The sequence below is a fragment of the Nocardia abscessus NBRC 100374 genome (genome assembly GCF_000308455.1).
GTDB lineage: Bacteria > Actinomycetota > Actinomycetes > Mycobacteriales > Mycobacteriaceae > Nocardia > Nocardia abscessus.
The window spans coordinates 29,044-54,717 of the sequence record NZ_BAFP01000265.1 but is presented as its reverse complement, the minus strand read 5'-3'; the positions used below and the strand labels follow the sequence as shown (position 1 = coordinate 54,717).

The following is a 25,674-nucleotide window of genomic DNA, read 5'->3' as shown; positions in this document are numbered from 1 at the left end:
GAGGGGCGCGCCGGGCGCGCGCCACTTCGCGGCGCACCGACAGCACCGGTTCCGCACAGGCGGAAGGGCAGCCGAAGAGCTCGGACCCAGCCTCCGAGGCCGACGAACCCGGAGACGATCACGCTCCAGGTGACCGTTCCGATTCCGACCCGACGAGCGGCGCGCAGGCGAACGCGTCGGCCGACGAGGACCGTGACGCCGCCGCCGAACCCGAATCCCTTCCGCGCCGCGCGCAGCTTCGCGGCATCATCGCTGGACGTCTTCGCCGTCGCTCCGCGATGGTCGTCGGTGCCCTCGCCGTCATCGCCCTCGCGCTCGCGGGCAGCGGATACACGGTGTGGCACCATCACGAGGCCACCGAGAAAGACCGGCGCGCAGCCGAGTTCACCGCCGCCGCACGGCAGGGCGTGGTGGCCTTGACGACGCTCGACTTCAACCGGGCGAAAGAGGACGTGCAGCGGGTCCTGGACAACTCCACCGGGTCCTTTCGCGGCGACTTCCAGGCGCGAGCCGCGGATTTCACGACCGTGGTCCAGCAGTCGCAGGTCGCCACGGAGGGCAAGGTGAACGCCACCGCGATCGAGTCGATGACGGAGGATTCCGCGGTCGTGCTCGTCGCCGCGACCTCACAGGTCACCAATTCCGCGGGCGCGCGACAAGAGCCGCGTGCCTGGCGACTGAGCGTGACGGTGAGCCGGGACGGAGATCAGCTCAAGATGTCGAAAGTCGAGTTCGTCCCATGACCCCGGATAGCACATCGGCCGTCGCGGGCGCCGCCGAATCGAAGCGGGAAGCGCGGGCGCGGTACGGGACGGCCCTGCTCGCGGTACTCGTCGTCGCCGCGGTCGCCACCGCCACGTGCCTGTTCTTCCTCCAGTACCGGCCCGACAGCCGAGCCGACGACGACAGCGCGGCGGCGCTCGACGCCGCCTCCCGCGGCACGGTCGCGTTGCTGTCCTACGCGCCCGAAACCCTCGACCGGGACCTCGGCGCGGCGAAGTCCTTCCTGACCGGCGATTTCCTGGGGTACTACAGCCAGTTCACCCAGCAGGTGGTGGCCCCGGCCGCCAAGCAGAAGTCGGTCCGGACGACCGCGACCGTCGTCCGGGCGGCGGTGTCGGAACTGCGCACGGACGAGGCCGTGGTCCTGGTGTTCATCAATCAGACCACCACGAGTGCGGAGAAACCCGACCCGGCGCTGGCCGCCAGCAGCGTCCGAGTCACGCTGCGCAAGGCCGAGGACACCTGGCGGATCTCGGCGTTCGACCCGGTCTAACCCGCCGAAGCGGGCGCCGCGCCGCTCGGGAAATTTCATTCTCTTCTCCAGAGAACGAGTTACAATTTAGGTATGCCTGACCTCTGGAGCGAGCTGCTCGCCTGCCTCGACCTCCGCCAGCGGCCGACGTCTCCGTCGCCCGGAGCGGCGGACACCCGCCCCGGAACCGGAGGCCGGCGCCGGGAGACGCTGACCGTCTACGAGGGATCGAGTCAGCGGCTGGACCACGGATGGCTGTACGGCGGGCAGCTGCTGGCGCAGATCGTGCGGGCGGCCATGTGCGCCTGCCCTGCCAAGGCCGTCAAATCCCTGCACGTGGTGTTCGCCCACGAAGGCAAGGGCGATGCCCCCGTCTTCTACATCGTGCAGCGCCAGCACGAAGGCCGCTCGTTCGCGGCGCTCACGGTCACGGCCCGGCAGAAACGCGACATCGTCGCCACGGCGGTCGTCTCGATGCACGCCCACGAGGACGGCCCGGAACACCAGACCGTTCCGGACATTCCAGAGGTGCCCGGACCGCGACACCGCGCCGAGGTATACATCCTGCCGTGGGAGACCCGATCGACCGCCGATCTGGACTCGACCGGCGCGCACCCGCCCGACTACGAGCTGTGGATGCGAACCCCGCGGGTGCCCGACGAGTTCGGCGCCGCCCTGGCCGCCTACGCGACCGACCTGAGTCCGATCGGAACCGCTCTGCGCCCACTGGAAGGCATCGGCCAGAGCGGCAACGGCACCGCGTTCACCTCGGCGACGACCACCCACTCGGTCTGGTTCCACCGCGCGTTCCGTACCGACGACTGGTTGCTGCTGCGCCACCACAGCCCGCTCGTCGCGCACGGCCGCTGCTTCGGCAAAGGCGACATCCTCACGCAGGACGGGACGCTCGTCGCCTCGTTCGCCCAGGAGGGCCTGCTGCGGTTCCGCCCGTGACCAGCCTTCCCGCCCCTCCTCGACGCACGGAACGGACGAGCCATGGACCCGAATCCCCGGTCATACGGTCATGACGCACGGGCGGCAGGCCCCTACCGAGTCGTCCAGTGGGGAACGGGCGGTGTGGGTGGGCACGCGCTGCGCGCCGTGCTGAACCATCCCGACCTGGTGCTCGCCGGCGTGCGGGTCCACGATCCCGCCAAGGCCGGGGTCGACGCGGGCGTCCTGTGCGGATCGGGTGTCACCACCGGCGTCGCGGCCACCACCGACGTCGACGAGATCCTGGCGCTGGGCGCGGACTGCGTGCTGTACATGCCGCGACTGTTCGACGCCGACGACGTCTGCCGTCTTCTGGTGGCCGGCGTCAACGTGGTCACCACCCACGGCGACCTGCGGCACCCGGACACCGTCGACCCCGCGGTGTGCGCCCGCGTCGAGGCGGCCTGCTGGTTCGGCGGCGCCTCGATCCTGAGCACCGGCATCGCCCCTGGCTTCGTCACCGAAACCCTTCCCGTCGCGCTCAGTTCGATCCAGCGCAGCATCGACCGGATGTCGATCGAGGAGAGCGTCGACCTCGCCCGGCCGGGGACGTCGCGATTGCTCTTGGAGACAATGGGTTTCGGCGCCGCACCCGCGCCGTTCGACGAACAGCGCCTGGCTCACGCGGAACAGACCTTCGGCCCGTCGCTGCGGCTGGTCGCCGACGCCGTCCGGCTGCCCCTCGACGCGTTCGACGTCCGCGGCGAGGTGGCGCTCGCCGAGAACGACGTGCCGCTGGAGTTCACCACGCTCGCGGCGGGGACGGTAGCCGCACAGCGCATCACGGTCTCCGGGCGGGGCGCCGGCCGGGTCCTGCTGCGATTGCGGTCCACCTGGTACTGCACGCCCGCGCTCCGGCCCGCGTGGCCGATACGCGCCACCGGATGGCATGTGGCGATCGACGGAGAGACTCCGATCGAAATGGATCTGCGCTATCCGGTGGACCCGAGCGGGATGAGCGCCATCTCGCCGCGGTATGCCGCCAACCGCGCCGTCAACGCCGTGGCGTATCTGTGCGCCGCCCCACCGGGTATCCGCACCACGCTCGACCTTCCTCCGCTGACCGCGAATCTGGGCTGATTCGCGACCTCCAGGGTTCTCATCGCAGCCCGAACAAAGGGGGCGGCTCACGTCCTCGGTTCCGAACCACCCTCTGCTCAGGCGGCGGGTGTGGCGATCGCGCCGCCCGGCGGTGCGCACCAGCCTGCGTCCAGCTTCGTAGTCACTGTGCGTAGAATCGCCATATTCAATTTCGAGAGTGGTATTCTCATCGTATGAACGACGGAGGCGTGCCCGCCCGGCAGAGCGAAACAGGCGCCACACGAGGCGATTTCAGGCCCGACGAGCGACATGTGCACACTCCGGCGTCGGCGCACACCCCTGCGGCCCCTCGAACGGGGGCGCCACGGGCCCGCGAACTTCCCGGCCGTTTGTGGAAGCACAGCCGTCCGTCGCGGGTGGACGCGCCGAACGGCGACGCCCCGCTGCGCATGACGGTCCGAGACGTGCTGAACTACTTCGCGAAATGCCCCGACTGCGGATACCCCGCGCAGGCATCGGCCACGGTGCGGGAACTGCGCGACGGGCGGGTCGAGACCGAGGTTCGACCCAGTTGCGGACTTCCCTGCGGCTGGCAGGGAAGTCCCCAGATCTCCATGAGCGGAACCGGCTCGGCTTCGGCGCGGCAATAGCCCGCGAACCCGTCGCGACGCCCGGCCAGGCCGGGCGTCTCCGCTGCCCGCGTTCGCCTTTCGCGTTCAGCCCACGGCGACGAGATCGGTGCCGCCCCACAGTCCGGTCAGCAGCAGCTCCCCGCTGCGAAACGTCTCCGCGGCGGCGACACCGGCGGCCGGCACACCCGCCGCCGCCAACGCACAGCCCTTGAACGCCTGCGCGGCGACGCTCAGCTGGTGATGAACCGCGCCCAGCCTGCCGTCGAGCTCCTCGGGCAGATCGTCGCCCCACAGCGCGACTTCGATCAGGCCGTGGTCCAAGCAGTCCAGCACGCCGTACCGGACGCGGGCGTCGGTGGCGAACAGCTCCGGAGCCACCGCCACCGCATGTGGCCAGGTGTCGTGCACCGGCGTGGCCAGCGAGCCCTCGAGATCCAGGACGGTGGCGCCGAGAATCTGCAGCGGTCGTGCGTCGGAGCAGTCGGCGAGCAGCACGGTGACCTCCCAGCCCGCCATCGTCCGGTCGCACAGCCAGCCGCCCGCATGGCGCACCACGTCGACAGCCGTCGCGCCGACGACGGCGAGCCGGTATCGCAGTAGGTGCTTGCGCGCATGCGCGCGCCACCCGGCGACCGAATGCGCTCCACCGAAGCTCTCGTCGACGGAGTCGAAATGTTGAGCAGCCATGCTCACCCTCCCTGCACTGGGCCCATCGGCCGATCTCGAGCGGTGGGGCTGTGCCCCGCGGAGGTGACCGATTGTGTTCGGTAACACACTCTCGTTCAATGAAACGTAGCTTCTCTTACAAAGAGAATCAATACTCGACGGGTCGCGTCAAGGGTCCTTCACGGGACGTACGTTCCGAGCGGACCGCCAGCCCGTTTGCGTAACATGCAGCCCCGGATACCCGTCCAACCCGCGCATTGACTACGGTCGGCGCCTTTGGAAATGTAGTAATCGAATTTGAGAGTTCGATTCTCTTAACTGACAGGAGAAGGCCGATGAGTGTGACCCCGCTTCCGGAGGACCAGTGGGACGACGCGGTGGACGCCGCGCTGTCCCGCATGCTGCCCGCGGATCGCCGCAACCCACGCGCGGCGGGAAACGCTCTCGCGACGATGGTCCGCCATCCGGCGCTCACGAAGGCCTTCCTGGGCTTCAATGTCCACCTGCTGTTCGGGTCGACGCTGGCGCCACGCCTGCGGGAACTCGCCATCCTGCGGGTCGCACACCAGCACGGCTGCGAGTACGAATGGCATCACCACGTCCGGATGGGCACCGAGGCGGGGCTGACCGAGGGCGAGATCGCCGCGGCCCGCGGCTCGGCAGCCGCCGCGGACGAGTTCGACCGCCTGCTGTTGCGGGCGGTGGACGAACTCGGGGAGAAATCAGCGCTGTCCGAGGAGACCTGGGCCGCCCTGGGCGAACGTCTCGACGAGCGGCAACGCATGGACCTCGTGTTCACGGTCGGCGGATACACGACGCTGGCGATGGCCTTCAACACCTTCGGCGTGCAGGTCGAACACTGACGTCGGCGCCGACCCGGGATCACCGGGTCGGCATCGTGTTCCGGAGGTCAGGCGCGCGGCAGGCCGAGCACTCGCTCCGCGATGATCGTGCGCTGGATCTCCGAGGTGCCGCCCGCGATGGTGCCCGCGAAACTCCGGATGTAGCGCTCGAACCAGCCGGACGAGAAGTGGTCCAGATTCAGGGGATTCGGGCGGGAGCTCATGGCGGGGTGAGCCAGCCCGTCCACCCCGACGGCGTTCAACGCCTGTTCCGACGCCGATTGCACGGCTTCCGAACCGAGCACTTTGAGGATCGATAGGGCGGGCACGTTCTGCTCGCCGCGCGCCTCCCGCGCCAGAGCCGCCGACCCGAGCAACCGTAAGGCGTGCGAGTCCATGACCAGCTTGGCGTAGGCGTCGCGGTCGAGCACGGTGCGCGGGCGGAAGTCCCCCAGCAGGTCCTCGAGCCGGTCGGCGTAGCCCAGCCACAGCAGAGTGCGTTCGTGCCCGAGTGAGCCGGTGGCCACCGACCAGCCCTGGTTCGGCGCGCCGATCAGGTTCGCGGCCGGGACCCGGACGCCTTCGAAATAGACCTCGTTGAAATCCAGGTCGTCCGGCGAGCACACCGAGGAAAACGGACGCCGGGTGACCCCGGGGAGGTCGGTCGGGATCAGCAGAACGCTGATCCCTCGATGCTTCGGAGCGGCGGGATCGGTGCGCACGAAGGTCAGCAGCACGTCGGCGTTGTGCGCGCCGGAGGTCCACACCTTCTGCCCGTCCACCACGTAGTCGTCTCCGTCCCGCACCGCCCTGGTGCGCAGCGAGGCCAGATCCGACCCCGCTCCCGGCTCGCTCATCCCGAGCGCCGCGGTGATCTCGGCCCGCAGGATCGGCACCGCCCAGCGCCGCTTCTGCTCCTCGGTGCCGAACGACAGCAGCGAGGCCGCGACGATCCCCACGCCTTGCGGATTGAAGCTGTGGTAGATCCGCCGCTTGGACAGCTCCTCCAGGTGCACGTACTGCTGCAGCACAGTGGCATTGCGCCCACCGAACTCCGGCGGATTCGCCGGGAGCAGCCAGCCGTTGTCGAACAGCAGACGTTGCCACCGCCGCGCCCATTCCGGCACGTGCGCACTGGATTTCGAGCGCTCCACGGTCTCGGCCTCGCCGGGCAGATGCTCGGTCAGGAACGCGACGAACTCGGCGCGGAATGCCTCGACGTCGGGGTCAAAGGTGAGCTGCACGGTACTCCTCCACGATGAGCGCTCGATGTTCGGCCGCGCCGCCGAGCATCAGCTCGCCCGCCTTGGCCCGCTTGAGCGCGAACTGCAAGTCGTTCTCCCAGGTGAAACCCATGGCGCCGAACAGTTGGAGGCCGTGGCGGAAGACCAGCGCCTGACACTCCCCCGCCGAGGCCTTGGCCATGGACGCCGCCATCCGGCGCCGCGGGTCGTCCGCGGCCAGGCACAACGCGGCGAAGTAGCCCAGCGCCCTGGCCCGCTCGATCGCGATGTGCATGTCGGCGGCCTTGTGCTGCACCGCCTGGAACGAGCCGATGATCGTGTCGAACTGGCGGCGGCCGCGCACGTGCTCCAAAGCGAGGTCGAGGATGCGCTGGCAGGCGCCGACGGTGGTCAGCGCGAGGCCGGTGAGGGCGTGCTGGCGAGCGCGTTCGGGATCGACCTCGCTGCGGTCACCGTCGGTGACCCGCACGCCGGCGAAGCACACCTCCGCGACGTGCAGCACCGGATCGAAGACCGAGACGCGGCGCGCGGTCACCGCCGCGCCGGGCACGACGAACACACCGGCATCGGTGACCACCGCGAACCGCTCCGCCCGATCGCCGTCGAGAACGTTGTGCGCCGTGCCGTCCAACCGCCATCCCGAGCCGTCGCGCCTGGCGACGACCCCGGAATATACCGCCGCGCACGGCCTTTCGACACGCGCCTCGTCCGGGACGAGCGGAGCGAACTGGGAGGTCGAGGCCAGGAACGGGGTGGGGTCGGTGGCGCGGCCCAGTTCCTCGAGCACGATGCCCAATTCGACGGAGAGGGCCGGGTCCGTCAGCTCGGTCCAGCCGACGTCGACATAGGTCTGCCACAGCGGATCGGGTTCCAGATCCTTGTCGACGATGTCACGAATCAGAGCGGGTGGACACTGCTTCGCCGTGACCTCCCGCGCCGTCTCGCGCAATAGTCGCTGGTCGGCGTCGAACTCGAACAGCATGTCGACCTTCTTCCCTGTCGCAGCACCGCGTGCATTGAACAGAGAATATCATTCTCGTTTTGGAAAGTCGCCCTCCGCCGGATTCGGGCCCCACGAGTCAGACGGTGTGCGCTTCGGAGACCCGGCTCGTAGCCCGGACGAGCGCCGCGTTCACCTCACGGACGAAACCCAGCAGGGTCCGCAATGTCGCGTCGTCGTCCGGCAGGCCTTCGTCGAGCGCGGCGAGTTCCCCGTACAGCGGGGCCACCGCCACCTCGGCCCGGACCGCCACGAGTTCGACCCGGACCCGCCGCCGGTCTTCCGAATCCCGGCTCCGCCGCACATATCCCGCCCGCTCCAACCGATCGACAACCGTGGTGATCGCGCCGCCCCGGGTGACGCCGAGTTGGTCCGCCAACTGGCCCGGAGTGAGCGGGCCCTGCATGCTGAGAAGGTTCAGCGCACTGAGATCGGTGACCGTGATGCCGAGCCGCGCGGCGACCGCCGAATGGAACACCACCGTCTGGGTGGCCTGCCTCCGCAACTCTTCGCGCAAGGCACCCAAGGTCTCCTCCCGTGTGCTCGATTCCGCCATCACCGCTCCCTCCGCCAGATCTCTCTATGATCGAGATACTCTGCGAGCGAGAATAACCCCGCCGCGGATAATGCGGCGGAACTCGGGTTCTTTGATCTGCGCCGCCTGACGTTCGCCCTTCGAACCGCTCCGCGGGCGCTCAGTCGGTATCGGCTGGGGGCAACCCGTCCGAACCGGCGCGACGGGCGCGAGCACGTCGTTTGCCCTCGTGCATGGCCTGAACCCGGGCCACTGGAATCGTGTGTCCCTCCTCGACCAGGTCCGGAGGAAGATGCTGCGGGGCCGGCATCTCCGACTGCCATGGATCACTGTCGCCGAGCAGGCCCGGCACGGTCCGCACAGTGAAATCAGTCGGCGTCACCTCGTCGAGGTCCGACCAGCGCAGCGGGAACGACACGGTGACACCCGGACGGATACGCGGACTGTAGGCGGCGGCCACGGTGGCACCACCCGCACGGGTGGCGTCGAGAAAGACCTTGCCGTGGCGGTCTTCCCGGATGAACGCCGTCGTGCCGACCGACGGATCGATCCGCTCGGCTCGGGCCGCCACGGCACGCGTCGCCGCGGCCGCGTCCTCGACATCGATCCCCGGGACCACTGGCACGAACACGTGTAACCCCTTGGAACCGCTCGTCTTCACCGCTCCGGAAAGCCCGTCCGCAATCAGCGCTTCCCGGATCAGCCGGGCACCTGCCACAGCGTCGGCGAAAGTCTGCCCCGGTGAGGGATCGAGATCGAGCACAAGATGTGTAGGTTCCGGTGCGGATTCCGCGAGGAACAAGGTCGAGTGGTATTCGACCGCCCGCTGATTACCGAACCAGATCAGGGTCCGCAGGTCGTCACAGAGCGCGTAGGTTATCTCCCGCCGCGAACTCTCCGCCCAGACCTTCGTCCGCGCCACCCACTCCGGCGTGTACTTCGGGAGATTTTTCTGCATGAACGGCTCCTGTCCCGGCCGCACCCGCACCACCGACAGCGGCCGCCCACGCAGCACCCCCAGCAACCGTTCCCCGGCGAACTCCAGATAGTCCACCAGATCCCGTTTGCTCGCCTCGGCCCCGCCGAACAACGGCTGATCGAGATTGGACAGCTCGACCCCGTGACGCAGCTCGCCTCCCGCCATCGCTCCACCCTCCCCCAGCCACCGACCAGCCGTCAATCACCCGCACCTCCAGCGGACAGCTCCCAGACTGGTGCGGCCGTGCAGCGATGGTGGAGGACGGCGCCACGCGGTAACGATCCGGCAGCTTCCGGCGGGGCGGACGGATGCGGGTGTTCAATTCCGGACACAAAAGGGAATTCAAGCCTCGAGGCCTCGCGCCGTGAGACCTGAGGAGGACCCCATGGACAAGCCGGTGTGCACCGATTGCTGGCGCCGTGACAACCTCAGCTTCGCGCAACGACTGGACCCCGCGTTCATCTCGCCCGGTCCGGTACATCGATGCGCGTCGCACCTAACCCTCGAGCAGGATCTACCCGACGGACCCGGGCGCGCCCCGCAGGCCGCGTAAGCGTCCCGGCGCGAGGGCCCGCACGGTCTTCGCGGCGGCTCTGTCGCACCTCGGGCGACGTACGTTCCAATCGCCGGGAGGCCGCCGCTCGCTGCTGAGCGAAGGCCGCATATGCCTCTGGGACATCGGCGATTGCGAAGTCGACATCCTGCGAGCGCGACTCGCCGACCGGCGCCTCTCGCATCATCCGGTCGGCGCCCTCGTCGAGCTGCGCTTCGGTCCGGGCGACCGCGACGGGGGACCCGCCGCTCGCCGCTGCCACCTGGTCGACGAAGTCGTCGCCGCACCTGCCCGGTAATCAACGGAAGGCACTGCACCACAAAGCTTTCTGATACCGACCGCACCGCCATCGACGAATCCCAAGGCACCGGGGACAGACGAATTGGGGGCATTCGCGATCGACGTCCACCCGGTAGCTTTCGATCGGATATCCGGGGCGAGGACAGGCGGCAGATGAGCGACGAAGGCACCCCACCAGATGCGAAGCTGGTGGAGCGGCTGGTACGGCATTTCAGTGTGGTCACGGCGACGCAACTCGCCCCCGATGACGACTATTTCGCGATGGGCCTGGTGAATTCGCTGCGTGCCCTGGAGCTCGTCGCCTATCTGGAGCGTACTTTCGACTTCGAGATCGACATCGAAGACCTGGATCTGGACAACTTCCGGACCGCGCGGCGGGCCGCCGCCTTCGTCACTCGCAAAGGCGGGCGCACCGTCGACATGGGCACGACCAGGTGAGCGAGCTGGACACGTTGCTGCACTGGGCCGATCCGGCCGCGGCCGGATGGGACAGCACGGGAATGCCGCGTGAAGCCGTGACGGCTGCCGCGCGGGCGGGCGTACTCGGCATGGACCGACCGACACGCTACGGCGGTCGTGGGGCGGATGCGCTGGCCACCGGCCGGGTGGCCGCCGAACTCGGCGCGGTCTGCACGTCGCTGCGCTCGCTGTTCACGGTGCAGGGCATGGTCGCCGCGACCGTCGACCGCTGGGGCACGGCCGAGCAGCGCACCCGCTGGCTGCCTGCGCTGACCAGTGGTGAGCTGGTCGCCGGTCTGGCGGCGACCGAGGCCGGAGCGGGCAGCGACCTCTCCGGAATCACCACCCGGTTCACCGGTTCGGGGCCCGAGCGCCGCGTATCGGGCCGCAAGGTGTGGGTCACCTTCGGGGCGCTGGCCGATGTCGTGCTGATAGCGGGCGGGTCCGAGGACGGTCCGGTCGCCGCGCTGGTGGAGACCGACCAGCCCGGCGTCGAAGTGGAACCGTTGACCGGTCAGCTGGGTATGCGCGGTGCGCGGATCGCCCATCTGACCTTCGACGAGGCCCGCGTGCCGACCGAGAACATCATCGCCCGACCGGGTTTCGGCCTGTCGCATGTGCTGGCAACCGCGCTGGACCACGGCCGCTACACGATCGCGTGGGGCTGCACCGGGATGGCGCGGACGTGCCTGACCGATGCCGCGGCGCACGCGCACGACCGGACGCAGAGCGGGGTGCGGCTTTCCGACCACAATTCGGTGCGAGCAATGCTCGGGCGCGGCTGGGTGGACATGGAGGCGGCACAGGCACTGTGCACCCGCGCCGCCCACCATCGCATCGACCGCGACCCGACCGCGCAGTTCACCACCATCGCGGCGAAGTACGCCGCAGCAGCAGCGGCCGCCGCCGCCAGTGAGCGCGCGGTGCAGATACTGGGCGCCGCGGGCTGTGCCCCCGACAGCCGGGCGGGCCGCTTCTACCGCGACGCCAAGATCATGCAGATCATCGAAGGCGCCCGCGAGGTCGCCGAACAGGATCTGGGTGAGTTCGTTCTGCGGTCAGCCGGTCGATCACGCGCCGAATCCGCTGCCGCGGCGGTGAGGTGACGTCCATGCCTGCGATCACCCTCGGTCCGGTGTCGACCGCGTTTCCCGAAACCGCCGTCGCGATCCCCGATCTCGCCGAGCTGTCGGACCTCGAACCTGCTCGTCGCGCGCACGCACTGTCGCTCGGTATCGCCACCGTGCGCTGCGCCGAGGAGAACACCGAGCACGACCTCGCCACCGAGGCGGCCCGCGACGCGCTCGTTCGCGCGGGGCTGGCGCCGGACGAACTCGACGCACTGCTTGTCGTCGGCGGACGCGCACCGCGCTACTTGCTCGCCTCCGAAGCGACGCGTCTTCAGCACCGCCTCGGCGCGGATCGTGCGTTCGTCGCCGGAGTCGGCGAGCTCGGATGTGTCTCCATCTCGGCCGCGTTCACGCTGGCGGCGGCGCTGCTGCGCGGTGACGAACGCTGCCGCACAGTGCTCCTCGTCGCGGCGGCGACCGCGCCGACGCGATTCCGCTATCGCGCGCCGATGACGGTCCTCGGTGACGGAGCCGCCGCTGTGCTGCTCGGCACCGGTCGCGGCGGCCGGTATCAGCTCGTCGACCATCAAGTACGCAGTGACGGACGCTACGCGGACCTCTTCCGGATCGACTACCGCGATGTGCCGCGGCGGGAGTGGCGCGAGACCTGCGCCGACGAGGCCACCTACAGCTTCCGGCTCGCGGTCGAGAGCCGCAAACGTCTCACGGCGATGAATACCGAGGTGCTGTCCCGCAACGGATTACGTCTCGCCGATCTGAGTTCGGTCCTGATGCAGAATCTGTCGGCCGGTGCGTTCGCCTTCTGGGAAGAGGCGCTCGGCATCGGCATCGATCCGGTCTGTCACCGCAATCTCGCCGGATACGGGCACCTCGGATCGGTGGACATGCTGGTCAACCTCGACCTCGCTGCACGGACCCGTGCACCGGGGGATCACGTTCTGCTACTGAACAGCAGCCCGGTCGCGGCATGGAGCACCAGCCTGCTGCGGCGGCTGCCGGACCGCGATCCCGGAGGGACGCCATCATGAACGCAGTCGTGAAATGCCTGGTCTGGGATCTGGATGACACCCTGTGGGACGGTGTGGTGCTGGAGAGCGATGCCGCCGCCCCGCGTCCGGCGGCCCGCACGGTGCTGCGGCTGCTCGATGAACGCGGCATCATGCACGCGATCGCGAGCCGCGGCGAGCCCGCACCGGCGCTGGCACATCTGTCAGCGCAGGGGCTCGAGGAGATGTTCTGCGCGACGCAGATCGGCTGGGATCCTAAGTCCGCCGCGGTGCGCAGGATCGCGGAGACGTTGAACATCGGGCTGGATGCCATCGCCTTCGTCGACAACGATCCGGTCGAACGCGCCGAAGTGGCGGCCGCGCTGCCGCAGGTCCGCTGCTACGACGCCGACGATCTGGCCGGCCTGCCCGATCTGGCGGAGTTCAACCCGGCGGTGGTCACCCAGGACGCGCGCGAGCGCAGGCATCGCTATCGCGCCGAGGCGCTTCGACGCACCAGCGAGCAGTCCTTCGCCGGTTCGGACGCCGAATTCCTCACCGGTCTGGGGCTCGTGATGACCGTGCGACGGGCACGCGAGGCGGATCTCGAACGCGCTCATGAGCTGACGGTGCGGACCCATCAGCTCAATACGACCGGCCGTACCTTCGATATCGAGCAGTTGCGCGAGCTCAGCACCTCGCCTACGCACGAAGTGCTGATCGCGACCCTGCGGGACCGGTTCGGTGACTACGGCGCGATCGGGCTCACGGTCACCGAGTTCCGTGGCGGCGATTCGGTGCTGCTGTTGCTGCTCATGTCATGCCGGGTGATGTCACGCGGGGTCGGCGGCGCGCTGCTGGCGCATCTGATCGACGGGGCGAGCGCACGCGGCGCGCGCTGCGTGGCGGAGTTCGTGCCGAGCGAGGTGAATCGGGTCATGCTCGTCACCCTGCGCTTCGCCGGATTCGTCGTGCTGGAAACCGGCCCGGAGCGGGTGCTGCTCGGCCACGACGGCCGAACCGCGGTGCCGAACACCGCCCACGTGCTCGTGCGTTCGGCCGACGCGCCGACACCGCCGGGCGATCTGGTGAGCGGCTTGTTGCGCCGCGCCGCGCAGTTCCCGGACCGGATCGCGCTCATCTCCGGCGACGACGCCCTCACCTATCGCGAACTCGACAACAGGACGGCGGAACTCGCCGCTCGGCTGGTCGGTGCGGGGGTACGTCCCGGTGAGGTGGTGCTGTGTCATCTGCGGCAGGACACGCGGACGGTGGTCGCGATGCTGGCCGCGCTGCGCGCCGGTGCGGCGTGGTGCCTGGTCGAACCGGGGCGGCCGGGCACACGGCTCAGCGCGCTGGTCGACGAAATACCGTGCACCGCTGTGGTGTTCGACGAAACCGCGCCGCAGACCTCGATCGAGGAGGTGGAAGCCCTGCTCGCGTCCGCCGCGGGCAGGCCGGCCCTGGTGCCGCTCGGTACGAGCGGGCCGGTCGGGCCGTTGCCCGCGCCCGCGCCGGTGACAGCGCCCGCTTACGTGATCACCACCTCCGGATCGACCGGCGTGCCGAAGGCTGTCGTGGTCAGCCGCGCCAATCTCGCCGCCATGATCTCCGCACGCGATTACCCGTCCACCGGCGGCGAATCGGTCACCCTGTCGACCTGTCCGCTCACGGCCGACGCCGCATTGCTGTTCGCTCCGTGGGCGCTCACCCGCGGTGGCGCCGTGGTGGTGCCGACCCATCGGGAACTGCCCGACGCCGCGGCGGTCGGCGCTCTGGCGGCCAGGACTCGGGTCACCCACCTCGTCGCCACACCGTCGTACTACCGGCTGTTGCTGCCATGGCTGGCCGCAGCGCCCGCCGCGCCGACGGTGGTCGCCCTTGCCGGGGAGGCGTTGCCGGAGTCGCTGGCCGCCCGGCATCGCGAGCTGCTCCCGGACACCTTGCTGATGAACGAGTACGGCCCTACCGAAGCCACCGTGACCTGCGTGTGGCACACCGTCACCGATACCGGGACGGTGCCGATCGGCAAACCGCTGCCGGGCAACACGGCGGTGGTGCTCGGACCGCGGCTGACCCCCGTGACCGACGGCGGCACCGGCGAACTGTATCTCGGCGGCGATCAGATCACCCTCGGCTACGCCGCCCATCCCGGACTGACCGCGACTCGCTTCGTCGCCGACCCGTTCGCCGCCGAACCCGGTGCGCGGATGTATCGCACCGGTGATCTCGCGCGGCTCACCGCCGCCGGAGACATCGACTACCTCGGTCGCGCCGACGGACAAGTGCAGATCCGCGGCGCACGGGTGGAACGTCATGCGGTGGAGGCGGTGCTGGAAACGCACCCAGGTGTCGCGCACGCGGTGACCGTGATCCGTACCGGTCGCGACGAGATCGCCGAACTCGTCGCGTTCGTCGTGCCCGCCGACGACACCGCACCACCGGGCCGCCGCGAGCTGGCGCGGCACTGCGCCGAACGGCTGTCGCCGATGGAGGTACCGAGCCGCTTCGTGCCGATCGACACCATCCCGATCGCCGCGGCGGGCAAACTCGACGAATCCGTCCTGCTGGCGCGCGCCGACGACCCGCCACTGCCGGGACCGCCGCGCGGTGACTGGACATCCGGGCAGCGCGAGATCGCCGAGTTGTGGTCCACCGCGCTGGAACACGACGACTTCGACCTCGACGACTCTTTCTTCGACGTCGGCGGCAACTCGCACCGGGTGGTCGTGCTGCATCTACTGATGGAGCAGCACAGTCCGGGTGCGGTGCGAGTCGGTCAGCTGTTCGATCTGCGCACCGTGCGCGACCAGGCCGCCGCGATCGCCGACGGCGTCGCGCCCGCCATGTCCGCGACGCCTTCCGTACCCGTCTCCACTCGAACGTTCGAGCTGTGACTTCCCAGGAGCCGACCTTGCCGGACCCCGGCACCCCCGACATCGCCTTCGCGCGCGACACCGACATCGCGATCGTCGGTATCGGCGCGCGTTTCCCGGACGCCGCCGACCTCGCCGAATTCCGGGCCAACCTGGCCGCCGGGCGCGATTCGGTGGGACCGATGCCGCCCGAGCGCATCGCGGCCACCGGCCTGGACGACACCGTCACCTACCTGCCGATGGGCCATCTCGCCGAGATCGACGGATTCGACTACCGCTTCTTCGGCCTCTCCCGGCGGGAGGCGTGCGTCATCGATCCGCAGCAGCGGCTGGCTCTGGTGCTGGTCCAGCGCGCGATCGAGGACGCCGGATACAGCACGGCTCAGCTGGCTCGGTCGGTCACCGCCGTCGCGCTCAGCGCCGCGCAGTCCAGTTATCACTCCGCCGCGGTGGACCCGGGCCCACTGAGCCTGCTGGGCAACGCCACCTTCGCCGGTCCGGCGCGGATCGCGCACCGGTTCGGTTTCACGGGCGCCTGCTTCGGCATCGACAGCGGATGTAACAGCGCGCTGGTCGCGGTGCACCAGGCGTGCCGCGAATTACGTGGCGGCGACGCGGACTACGCGCTGGCAGGCGGTGTGATCGTGCGGGTGCACGGCTCCCCGTCCTGGGGCGGTAGGACGTTCTCCGAGATCATGTCGCCCAGCGGTACCTGCCGCGCCTTCGACGCCGACGCCGACGGCACGGTCAACGGTGAGGGCGGTGCGATACTGCTGCTCACCACGGTTGGCCGGGCAATGGCCGACCGCGCTCCGATCCACGCGGTGATCCGCGGCAGCGCGACCAGGCACAACGGTGCGGCCGCTGCAGCCATCAGCACCCCGAGCGTCGCCGCCCAACGTGGCGTGATCGAGAAGGCATGGCAGACAGCCGGCCTCGACCCGCGAACGGCCGGCTACCTCGAAACCCACGGGTCGGGCACCCGGCTCGGTGACGCGGTGGAACTGGAGTCGATCACGGCCGTCTTCGGCGGCGGTCCCGGCCTGCCCATCGGCTCGGTGAAGACGAATATCGGTCATCTCGATCACGCCTCGGGCATCGCGGGCCTGGTCAAGGCGGTGCTGAGCGTGTCACGGGCACAGCTGTATCCGTCCCTGCACTTCGCCCGTCCGACCGGCGGCTTCGACCTGGCGGCGGCCGGGATCGAAGTGATCACCGAAGCCCGTCCATGGACCGGCGCCACGGTCCGCGCCGCCGGAGTCAGCTCGTTCAGCCTGGGCGGCAGCATCGCGCACTGCGTGGTGTCGCAGGCTCCGTCGGTCCCGGCCGACCCACCGTCACATCGCGCCCGGCTGATCGGAGTTTCGGCGCGCAGCCCCGAAGCGCTGAGCCAGCTGTGCGCCCAGCTCGCCGAAGCGGTGCGCACCACCACCGCATCGCTGGACGAGGTGGCCGCGACGCTCGCGCTCGGCCGCAACCACTACGAGTACCGCGCCGCGGTGAGCGCTTCCGGCACCGCGCAACTCGCCGACGCGCTGGACAAGGCCGCAGTGGGCGAGCATCTCTCGCCGACCGCACCACGCGTGGTGCTGCTGCTGTCTCCCGACGCCGTCCCGGTCGCTGCCACGGCGGCCGCCACGGCCCGGCCCAGCGCACTGCCGGCCCAGTTGCCCGCGACGGGCACGACCGCGACAGTGCTGGCCGGGCAGATCGCGGTCCACGAGCGCCTCACCGCCTGCGGGATCCCGCTCGCGGCGCTGCTCAGCGCGGGATCCTCACGATTCGCCGCCCGGTATCTGCTCGGCTCCCGCGACCTGGTCGACGCGGCCGAGCTCGCCGATGCGCCGCCCACGATCGACTCCGACCGGCTCCTCGACGCGGTGCGCACGCTCATGGCCGACGGTCCGGTGGTGTTCGTGGAACCGAGCCGGGACGGCAGACTGGCCGCTCTCGTCGCCGATGCCGTGCCCGAGGCGGACATCGTCGCCGCCACAGCCGATACCGCTGACCTGGACGAGCTGCTCGGCCGCCTGTACGAATACGGTGTCGACCTCGACTGGTCGGTCGTCGCGCCCGCGCGGGCCCGGCGGGTGCGTCTGCCAGGGCATCCGATGCGGGAATCCCGCTGCTGGGTAGACCTGCCTCGCGACTCGGTCCCAGCGACAGCCCCTGTCGCGGCGTCCGCCGCACCGCGCGACCACTCCGATCCGGTGCGCTGGCTGCGCGAGACCCTCGCGGACTTGCTGTACACCGATGACGAGATCGCCGAGGACGCCGATTACTTCGCCCTGGGCGGCAATTCGCTGATCGCGGTCCAGCTGGTGGACCGGATCGAGGAGGCCTACGGTTTCCGGCCGAAGCTGCTGGATGTGTACGAGCGCCCGCGTCTGGCCGATTTCGCGGAGTTGCTCGCCGCCGGGCCTGCGGGCAGCGCCGCGCGCGCGCCGATTCCGGCGCTGGTCGCGCACGACGAACCGGTCATGTCCTCGGGGCAGGAGCGGATGTGGTTCCACCACCAGTTCGATCCGCGGACGACGCTGTACAACTACCCGGTCGTTCAGCTGCTGCGGGGGCCGATCGACTTGGACGCGCTACACGGCACCTTCGACGATCTCGTCCAGCGCCACGAGACCCTGCGGTACAACTTCGCCGAAGTGGACGGGACCGCGTGTTGCGCATCCGCGACCGCCTCGATGACTACTTCCGCCGTGTCGACGTCTCAGCCGAACCCGATCCGCTCGCGGCAGCCCGCGCGCTGGTGCACGCGGCCGCCAAGGAGCCGTTCGATCTCGCCGAGGACTCCCTGCTGCGGGTCCTGGTCATCACCGTGGGGCCGGACACCCACGTGCTGCAACTGACCTGTCATCACGCCGTCACCGACGGCGCGACGCCGGTGATCCTGAGCCGCGAACTGCCGGAACTTTATACCGCACGGCGCGAGGGCCGCCCGCACCGTCTGCCGTCACTGCCCATCCGCTACCGCGACTACGCGGCCTGGCATCGCACGCTGCTGGCGAGTTCGGCGCTCGACCACGAACTCGACTATTGGCGTGACGCACTCGCCGATGCCCCACTGTTGCGGCTGCCCACGGATTTCCCACGGCCGGCCCGCAAAACCTATGTCGGGGACCTGCACCCGTTCACCATCCCGGCCGCGCTGCTCACCGACTTGCGGGCGCTGGCAGGCCGCGAGTCGGTCTCGCTGTTCGTCGTCCTGCTCAGCGCGTTCTATCTGACCCTCGCGCGGTACAGCGGACAGCGCGACATCGTCGTCGGCACGCCGACCACCGGACGCGGCAGGCGCGAATTCCAGGACCTGATCGGCTATTTCAACAGCACGGTCGCGCTGCGCACCGACTTCAGCGACGACACGGCGTTATCGGATCTGCTGTCCCGCGTGCGCTCGATCGTCTTCGGCGCGCTCGAGCACCAGGAGATCCCGTTCGACCGCGTGGTCAACGCGCTGGGGCGACAGCGGGACCTGTCGCGGACCCCGCTTTTCGACGTGCTCTACATCCACCAGGTCACGCCCCGGATGGAACGCATCGACGAGGCAGGGGCGGAACTGTTCGACCTGGATCATTCGGCGGGTAACGAGTTCGGCGGACTTCCCACCGGCACCGCGAAATTCGACCTCACTCTGGTGACCTTCGAATACACCGACGACGTACCGCGTGACATCGGCGCATGCCTCGAATTCAGCACCGAGCTGTTCACGCCGCAGACCGTAGCGGCGATCGGCAACACTTTCCTGGAGATCCTGACGGCGATGGTGGCCGACACCGGCGCCCCGCCGGTCGAGGCACTGATCTCCGGATCGCGACGGGACGCGGACGCGGCGGCGGCGATCCCCACCGATCGTCCGCGTACCGGCGACGCGCTCCAGCACCACGAAACGATCTCGCGTGCCGCCGAGCTCGCGGGAATGAGCGCCGAGCAGTTCGACGCCGCGCTGTTCGACACGTACGCGGTACTGCTCACCTGGTACAGCGGTCGCGATCGGCTGCGCATCGGCCTGCCCGATTCGCCCGAGCGCACGCGCAGCGGCGGCATCGTGACGATCCGGCCGGACACGACATGGCGCGGGCTGCGTGCCGACCCGCCCGTCTCGGTGGCCGACGCCGGCCCACCGCCACTGCGCTACCTCGGCCATCGGCCGAATTCGACGCCGCCGGTACCGGACACCAGCACCGAACTCGCCCTTTCGTGGACACGGCACCCGACGCAGCTGCATCTGCACTACTCGACCGAACTGTTCGACCGGTCTTCGGCCGAGACCATGGCCGACGAACTCGTCGCACTGCTGAGGGCCGCGCGCCGCAGACCGGACGAGCCGGTGCACGACACCGTGATGGGCGTCGAATCGTCCATCGAGCAGGAACAGGAGATCCACCCGTGACCGCACAGCACCAGGTCGGCGTGGTCGGCGCGGGCACGATGGGCGCTGGCATCGCCCAGTGCGCGGCAGCGGCAGGCATGCCCGTGATCGTGATCGACCCCGATCCCGCAGCCGCCGAGCGCGCGCGCCGGAGTATCCGCGCGTCGCTGCGTTCGAGCGTGCTGCTCGGACGGGGCCCACGCCCCGGCGAGGTCGCCGAGATCATCGAGCGCATCCGGTGGTCGCAGCGTGTCGAGGATCTCGGCGATGCCACCTTCGTCATCGAATCGGTCACGGAGCGAGTCCAACTCAAGCACGGCGTATTCGCCGAACTCGATCGGGTGTGTCAGCCGTCGGCCGTGTTCGCCTCGGGAACCTCGGCCATCCCTATCGCGGATCTGGCCGCGCGCACCGGCCGGCCGGAGCGGATGCTGGGACTGCATTTCATGAATCCGGCGCCGCTGACCGAGGCGGTCGAGGTGATCACCACGGCGCAGACCGCGCCCGACACCCTGACCATCGCACTCGACTTCCTCGGCGCACTCGGCAAGCGCGGCATCGTGGTGGGCGACGGCCCGGGATTCGTCGTCAACCGGGTACTCATGCTGGCGATCGCCGAGGCCGTCGCGATCACCGAATCCGGCACCGACGCCGCAACGGTCGACGCGTTGTTCGAAGGCTGCCTGGGGCATCGGATGGGGCCGTTGCGCACCGCGGACCTGATCGGCCTCGACAATGTGGCCGACACTCTCGCGGTCCTGCGGGGCGCTACCGGCGACGGCCGCTACCGCGTGCCGGACTCACTGGCGGCGCTGGTCCGGGACGGACATCTGGGCCGCAAGTCGGGACGAGGATTCCATGCCTACCCGTGAGGCGAGCGCACCCGCGTGCGCGCTGGAATTGACGCCGGGACTCGGCCCGCTGTCCCGGCGCAGCGGGGGCGGGACAGCCGCGGTCGTGCTGGCCGGGCTGGCGGTGTACCTGCATCGACGCACGGGCGCGCCCGAAGTCACCGTCGGCTATCGATCCGGTACGGATGCCGTCGAAATCCGCGTGGAGGTCCCGACGGGGCACAACTTCCGCGCTGTCACGGCACAGGTCGGTGCGCTGCTGCGGCAGCGCGCACCCGGCGTGGCCGATGGCGCGTGTCCGACCGCCGTCCACCACGACGACGGCTGGCGGATCGGCCTGCCCGAGGCCGAATTGCCCGTGTTCACGAGGCTGTTCACCCGGCTGGTCGCCGCACCGGCCACCACCGTCGCCCGTGTCGACCTCACCACCGACGAGGAACGCGCGCGCATCCTGCGCCGCGGAGGGCCGAGACGTGACCGCGAACCGCACGCCACCACACTGACCGGGTTCGAGTCGCACGCACGCCGTGCGCCCGCCATGATCGCGCTGCGGTCCGGCGCGGAGTCGATCACCTACGGCGAACTCGACACCCGCGCGAATCGACTGGCGCGCGATCTCATCCGGCGTGGCGTAGCACCCGACACGGTGGTGGGCGTGGCGATGGCGCGTTCGGTGGAAGCCATCGTCGCGGTGTACGCGGTGCTGAAGGCCGGCGGCGCCTACTTGCCGTTGGAACCCGGTCACCCGGCCGAGCGGCTCGAGCGCATCATTGCGGTGGCCGGGCCGGTGCTGGTGCTGAGCACCCGGCGCGACGGCTTCACCACCGAGGCGGCACCCGTTCACTACCTCGACGAATCCGATGCCGAAGACGGCGACGGCACACCGATCGACGATGCCGAGCGACGCGCTCCACTGCGTCCCGCCGATCTCGCCTACCTGATGTTCACCTCCGGCTCGACCGGTGTGCCCAAAGGCGTCGCGGTGCCCCACGCGGCAGTGGTGGATCACCTGGCGTGGATGAGCGAGCACATCGGCCTCGACGAGACCGACACCGTTCTGCAGAAGACGCCGGTCACTTTCGACGTCTCCATCTGGGAATTGTTCTGGCCCACGAGTATCGGTGCGACGCTGGCCATCGCGTCGCCATCGGCGCACACCGACCCCGCCGAACTGGACCGGGTGATCGCCGCGCACGCGGTGACGACCCTTCAGTTCGTGCCCTCGACACTGAGCAACCACCTCAACGTGGTCCCCGGCTTCCCGGCTTGTGTTCGTCGCGTGCTCACCATCGGCGAAACCCTCACCCCCGCCCTGGCATACCGGTTCGGCGCGGCCACACCCGCGCGCCTGCACAATCTGTACGGACCCACCGAGGCCACCGGCGCTGTCACGGGACATCCGGTGAGCACGCGGGATTCGGCTTCGATCCCGATCGGCGCGCTCGCGTCGAACACCAGGGCGTACGTACTCGACTCCCGGCTGCGACCGGTGCCCGACGACCTGCCAGGGGAACTGTATCTGGCGGGCACGCAACTGGCTCGGTGCTATCAGGGCGATCCGGCGCGCACCGCCGATCGTTTCGTCGCCGACCCCTTCCATCCCGGCGCGAGGCTGTACCGCACCGGCGACATCGTGCGCTGGAATGCGGCGACCGAACTGCTGGAATACCTGGGCAGAGCGGATTTCCAGGTCAAGCGGCACGGCGTGCGCATCGAACTCGGTGAGGTCGAGGCGGCGCTGGCGGCGTGTGCGACAGTCGCCCAGGCGGTCGCGGCGCTGCGTCCCGACGGCAGGCTGCTCGGCTACGTCGTCCCGGTTACCGGGGCCGCCTGCACCGCCGACGCACTGCGCACGGAGCTGTCCCGCACACTGCCCGCGGCCATGATCCCCGACGCCATCGTCGTACTCGACGCGTTCCCCACCACCGCGGCCGGCAAGGTGGACCGGGCGGCGCTGCCCGCGCCGGCGGCGGCGCACACGCCGTACCGTGCGCCTGGCACACCGGTGGAACAGACCGTGGCCGAGGTGTTCGCGCAGGTACTCGGCCGAGACCGAGTGGGTGTCGACGACTCGTTCTTCACCCTCGGCGGTGACAGCGTGATGTCGATCCTGCTCGTCTCCCGGGCGAAGGCGCGGGGTGTGCACTTCACCCCCACGCAGGTCTTCGAACAGCGCACGGTCGCCGGACTGGCCGCGGTCGCCACCACCGGAGCGCCCGGCGAGGACGTCCTCGCCGAACTTCCGGGCGGCGGCGTCGGCGAAATGCCGCCCACTCCGACCGTGCTCGCGCTCGTCGAACGCGCGGAATCCGGCGGCGTGGGGTTCGACCGCTACGCCCAGCACATGGTGCTCGACCTACCCGCCGGCATTTCCGCGACCACACTGCGGCGGGTGATCGGTGCGGTGGCCGCGCACCACGACATGCTGCGCGCACGGTTGTACCGTGACGCGGGCGGTGCGTGGCGCATGTTCGCCGACCCTCCCGAATCCTTCGATTTCGCTGCGGTTGTCACCCGTATCGACATCTCCGCCGCCGGCGATGCCGAAGAAGCGGCGATCCTCGTCCGCGCGACAGAGTCCGCGACCGGCCGCCTCGACACGGCGAACGGCATCGTGCTGCAGTGCGTCTGGCTCGATCGCGGCGACGGAGACCGCGGCGGGCGGCTCGTCGTCGTGATCCACCACATCGCCGTGGACGGCGTCTCGTGGCGCATCCTGATACCGGACTTCGTCGCCGCGTGGGCCCAGCTGGAGTCGGGGCGGTCGCCCCGGCTGCCCGGCGGCGGCACCTCCATGCGGCGGTGGGCACATACGCTGCGCGAACGGGCCGACGGCGCGGAGCTGCACGCCGAGGCCGACCAGTGGCGGACACTGGCGGGCGGGCCGGATCCGCTGTTCACCGATCGTCCACTGGACCCGCGCGTCGACGTGTCCGCCACGGTGCGCCGCATCGCGGTCGAACTCGACGAGGCGACGACATCGGCCGTCGTGACGGTGCTACCGCCGCGCTACGGCACGGACACCAACACCATCCTGCTGACCGCGGTGGCCGTGGCGATGGTCGCGTGGCGCGGCCACCGCATCTCGGCGGTCCCGATCCGGGTGGAAGGGCACGGCAGGGATGCCCAGTCCCCCGGCGCCGATCTCTCCCGCACCGTCGGCTGGTTCACCGCCGCGTACCCGTGCCGCATCGACCTGGCCGGGATCGATGCCTCGGACGCGCTCGCGGGCGGCCCCGCACTCGCGGACGCAGTGAAAACCGTGAAAGAACAATTACTTTCGGTTCCTGGCGCCGGGATAGGCTACGGCCTGCTGCGTTACCTCGGCAGCGGCATCGCTCTGCCGACCGGAACACCCCAGCTGTCCTTCACCTATCTGGGCGCGGTGTCAGGGGCGGCGAACGGCCCCTGGCTGCCCGCGGCACTCACGAACACGCTTCCGGTCGATTCCGGACTGCCCGCGGACGCGTCCATCGCCATCGACACCGTGGTGGCAGGCGATCGGCTCAGGACGGGCTTCTCCTTCCCCGAGACCCTGATCGGACACGACCGGGTCCGCGCGTTCGCCGACCTGTTCCAGACAGCGCTGCGGACTCTCGCACGCCACGCCGCCGACCCCGCCGCGCGTTGTTGGACACCATCGGATTTCGCACCGGCCGGTCTACGCCAGTCCGAGATCGACCGCTGGGAGCGCCGCTACGGCCGGCTGTGCGACATCCGGGCGCTCACGCCGATCCAGGAAAAGTTCGCCGCGCTCGCACCGGCCGATCCGGACGCCGTCGAGGTGCACACCCTGCAGGTGGTGCTGACCTGCACCGGCACCCCCGATCGCGCACGGCTGCACGCCGCCGCCCAGCACGTCGTCGACCGGCACTCGTCGCTGCGGGCCGCTTTCGTCCGCGACGGCGGCGGGCGATGGCGTCAGCTCGTCACCGCGACCGCACCGATCGATGTCCGGGAAGTCGACCTGCGCGAGCGCGGCACGGATCTGGACGACATCCTGGCCGAGGAGCAGGTGCGCTCGTTCGACCTGCGGAGACCGCCGCTGATCCGGTTCCTGCTCATCCGGGTCGAGGACCACCGATGGATGCTGTCGGTGACCAACCATCGGCTCCTGCTCGACGGCTGGTCCGCACCGATCCTGTTGCGTAACCTGCTGGGCGCCTTCGCGCTCGGGTCCGACGCCCCGAACGACGTAGACGACGGCTTCGCCGTCTTCCTGCGCTGGCGAGCCGCTCGAGACCACGCGCCTGCCGCCGTGGCCTGGCGGGATGCGCTGCACGGTCTCGCGACTCCCACCCTCGTCGCCGCACCCGGCGCCACACCGCGCGATCCCGCACGGTCGCACGCCGAACATGTGACGACACTGACGGCCGAGCAGACCGGTGCGCTGTCCCGCTTCGCCGCCGGGTCCGGCGTCACGCTGAACACCGTCCTGCAGTACGTGTGGGCATCCGTGCTGGGCGATCTCACCGGCAACGACGACGTCCTGTTCGGCACGGTGGTCTCCGGGCGGCCGGCGGGTATTCCGGGCATCGACACCATGGTGGGGTCGTTCATCAACACCGTCCCGGTGCGGGTGCGCCGCCACCGGGACCGCTCGATCGGTGCGCGATTGCGCGCCGTGCAGGCCGAACAGGCGGCACTGCTCGACCATCACCATGTGGGCCTGGCAGAGATCGAAGACGCGACGGGCGTCCCCGTGCGCGGCTACTTCGACACCCTGCTGGTCTTCGAGTCGTATCCGGTCGACATCGCGCCGACCCCCCTCACAGTAGGCGAACTGGTCCTGACCGATCTGTGGTCGCGAGAGATCACGTTGTTTCCGCTGACCGCGACGGTGTGGCCGGGCGAACAGTTGACGGTGGTATTGAACTGGCACCGCGATCTGATCGATGACGATCTCCTGCGCCGGGCCGTCACCCGTTTGGAAGCCGAACTCGAACTGCTCGCGACCACGCCCGCCGACGGCGCGGGCGCGAACGGAGTGTGA

The 25,674-nt window shown here is 69.8% G+C and carries 18 protein-coding genes and 1 pseudogene; 14 read left to right on the top strand and 5 right to left on the bottom strand.

All coding sequences use genetic code 11. The features are described from left to right. The 5 genes from ON19_RS43040 to ON19_RS33320 form a co-directional block, all read left to right on the top strand. A partial coding sequence (locus ON19_RS43040) for an Rv1363c family protein (RefSeq protein WP_043702031.1) occupies nt 1–743 on the top strand: 743 nt, incomplete at its 5' end. Further along, nucleotides 740–1,276, top strand: a complete 537-nt coding sequence (locus ON19_RS33335; protein ID WP_043702027.1) for an Rv1363c family protein — start codon at nt 740–742, stop codon at nt 1,274–1,276. The genes ON19_RS43040 and ON19_RS33335, both read left to right, overlap by 4 nt. A 72-nt stretch (nt 1,277–1,348) precedes the next feature. Beyond that, the gene (locus tag ON19_RS33330; protein WP_043702024.1) at nt 1,349–2,209 is read left to right on the top strand and encodes an acyl-CoA thioesterase; all 861 of its coding nucleotides are present in this window, start codon (nt 1,349–1,351) and stop codon (nt 2,207–2,209) included. 42 nt (nt 2,210–2,251) lie between these two features. Then, nucleotides 2,252–3,328, top strand: a complete 1,077-nt coding sequence (locus ON19_RS33325) for an NAD(P)H-dependent amine dehydrogenase family protein (RefSeq protein ID WP_051169557.1) — start codon at nt 2,252–2,254, stop codon at nt 3,326–3,328. 194 nt (nt 3,329–3,522) lie between these two features. Beyond that, a complete protein-coding gene (locus ON19_RS33320; protein ID WP_218006524.1) occupies nt 3,523–3,939 on the top strand; it encodes a hypothetical protein in 417 nt (138 codons plus the stop codon). Between the two features lie 66 nt (nt 3,940–4,005). On the opposite strand, the gene ON19_RS33315 is transcribed toward ON19_RS33320, so the two are convergent. Next, nucleotides 4,006–4,518: a hypothetical protein gene (locus ON19_RS33315; protein WP_043702067.1), complete on the bottom strand. Its 513-nt coding sequence runs from the start codon at nt 4,516–4,518 to the stop codon at nt 4,006–4,008. Nucleotides 4,519–4,922: 404 nt separating this feature from the next. Between ON19_RS33315 and ON19_RS33310 the strand changes: the two genes are divergently transcribed. Then, nucleotides 4,923–5,450, top strand: coding sequence for a carboxymuconolactone decarboxylase family protein (locus ON19_RS33310; RefSeq protein ID WP_043702019.1), 528 nt, complete (start codon nt 4,923–4,925; stop codon nt 5,448–5,450). Between the two features lie 47 nt (nt 5,451–5,497). Here ON19_RS33310 and ON19_RS33305 read toward each other — a convergent pair whose 3' ends face one another. The 4 genes from ON19_RS33305 to ON19_RS33290 form a co-directional block, all read right to left on the bottom strand. Further along, nucleotides 5,498–6,673, bottom strand: a complete 1,176-nt coding sequence (locus ON19_RS33305; RefSeq protein WP_043702017.1) for an acyl-CoA dehydrogenase family protein — start codon at nt 6,671–6,673, stop codon at nt 5,498–5,500. Continuing rightward, nucleotides 6,657–7,655 (bottom strand): acyl-CoA dehydrogenase family protein, encoded by a 999-nt coding sequence (locus tag ON19_RS33300; protein ID WP_043702013.1) that lies wholly within the window; start codon nt 7,653–7,655, stop codon nt 6,657–6,659. Before ON19_RS33300 ends, ON19_RS33305 begins: the two co-directional genes overlap by 17 nt. A gap of 97 nt (nt 7,656–7,752) precedes the next feature. Continuing rightward, nucleotides 7,753–8,229 carry a MarR family transcriptional regulator gene (locus ON19_RS33295; RefSeq protein ID WP_043702010.1) on the bottom strand — a complete coding sequence of 159 codons (477 nt, stop codon included), beginning with the start codon at nt 8,227–8,229 and terminating at the stop codon, nt 7,753–7,755. Between the two features lie 139 nt (nt 8,230–8,368). Then, nucleotides 8,369–9,352, bottom strand: coding sequence for a DNA polymerase domain-containing protein (locus ON19_RS33290; RefSeq protein WP_043702007.1), 984 nt, complete (start codon nt 9,350–9,352; stop codon nt 8,369–8,371). A 220-nt stretch (nt 9,353–9,572) separates the two neighbouring features. Between ON19_RS33290 and ON19_RS42485 the strand changes: the two genes are divergently transcribed. From ON19_RS42485 to ON19_RS33250, 8 genes and pseudogenes are all read left to right on the top strand, one after another. Then, nucleotides 9,573–9,740: a hypothetical protein gene (locus ON19_RS42485; RefSeq protein ID WP_157229960.1), complete on the top strand. Its 168-nt coding sequence runs from the start codon at nt 9,573–9,575 to the stop codon at nt 9,738–9,740. Nucleotides 9,741–10,193: 453 nt separating this feature from the next. Then, nucleotides 10,194–10,478 (top strand): acyl carrier protein, encoded by a 285-nt coding sequence (locus tag ON19_RS33285; protein WP_043702005.1) that lies wholly within the window; start codon nt 10,194–10,196, stop codon nt 10,476–10,478. Then, a complete protein-coding gene (locus ON19_RS33280) occupies nt 10,475–11,605 on the top strand; it encodes an acyl-CoA dehydrogenase family protein (protein WP_083899823.1) in 1,131 nt (376 codons plus the stop codon). Before ON19_RS33285 ends, ON19_RS33280 begins: the two co-directional genes overlap by 4 nt. Nucleotides 11,606–11,610: 5 nt before the next feature. Next, nucleotides 11,611–12,618 (top strand): 3-oxoacyl-ACP synthase, encoded by a 1,008-nt coding sequence (locus ON19_RS33275; RefSeq protein ID WP_227954827.1) that lies wholly within the window; start codon nt 11,611–11,613, stop codon nt 12,616–12,618. Beyond that, nucleotides 12,615–15,473, top strand: coding sequence for an amino acid adenylation domain-containing protein (locus tag ON19_RS44200; RefSeq protein WP_169334247.1), 2,859 nt, complete (start codon nt 12,615–12,617; stop codon nt 15,471–15,473). Before ON19_RS33275 ends, ON19_RS44200 begins: the two co-directional genes overlap by 4 nt. After that, nucleotides 15,470–19,851: pseudogene (locus tag ON19_RS44890) on the top strand (condensation domain-containing protein). Before ON19_RS44200 ends, ON19_RS44890 begins: the two are co-directional and overlap by 4 nt. Continuing rightward, complete coding sequence (locus tag ON19_RS33255; protein WP_043702000.1) at nt 19,848–20,702, top strand: 3-hydroxyacyl-CoA dehydrogenase family protein; 855 nt, start codon at nt 19,848–19,850, stop codon at nt 20,700–20,702. Before ON19_RS44890 ends, ON19_RS33255 begins: the two are co-directional and overlap by 4 nt. Continuing rightward, nucleotides 20,689–25,674 (top strand): non-ribosomal peptide synthetase, encoded by a 4,986-nt coding sequence (locus ON19_RS33250; protein WP_051169555.1) that lies wholly within the window; start codon nt 20,689–20,691, stop codon nt 25,672–25,674. The genes ON19_RS33255 and ON19_RS33250 overlap by 14 nt, the downstream gene beginning before the upstream one ends.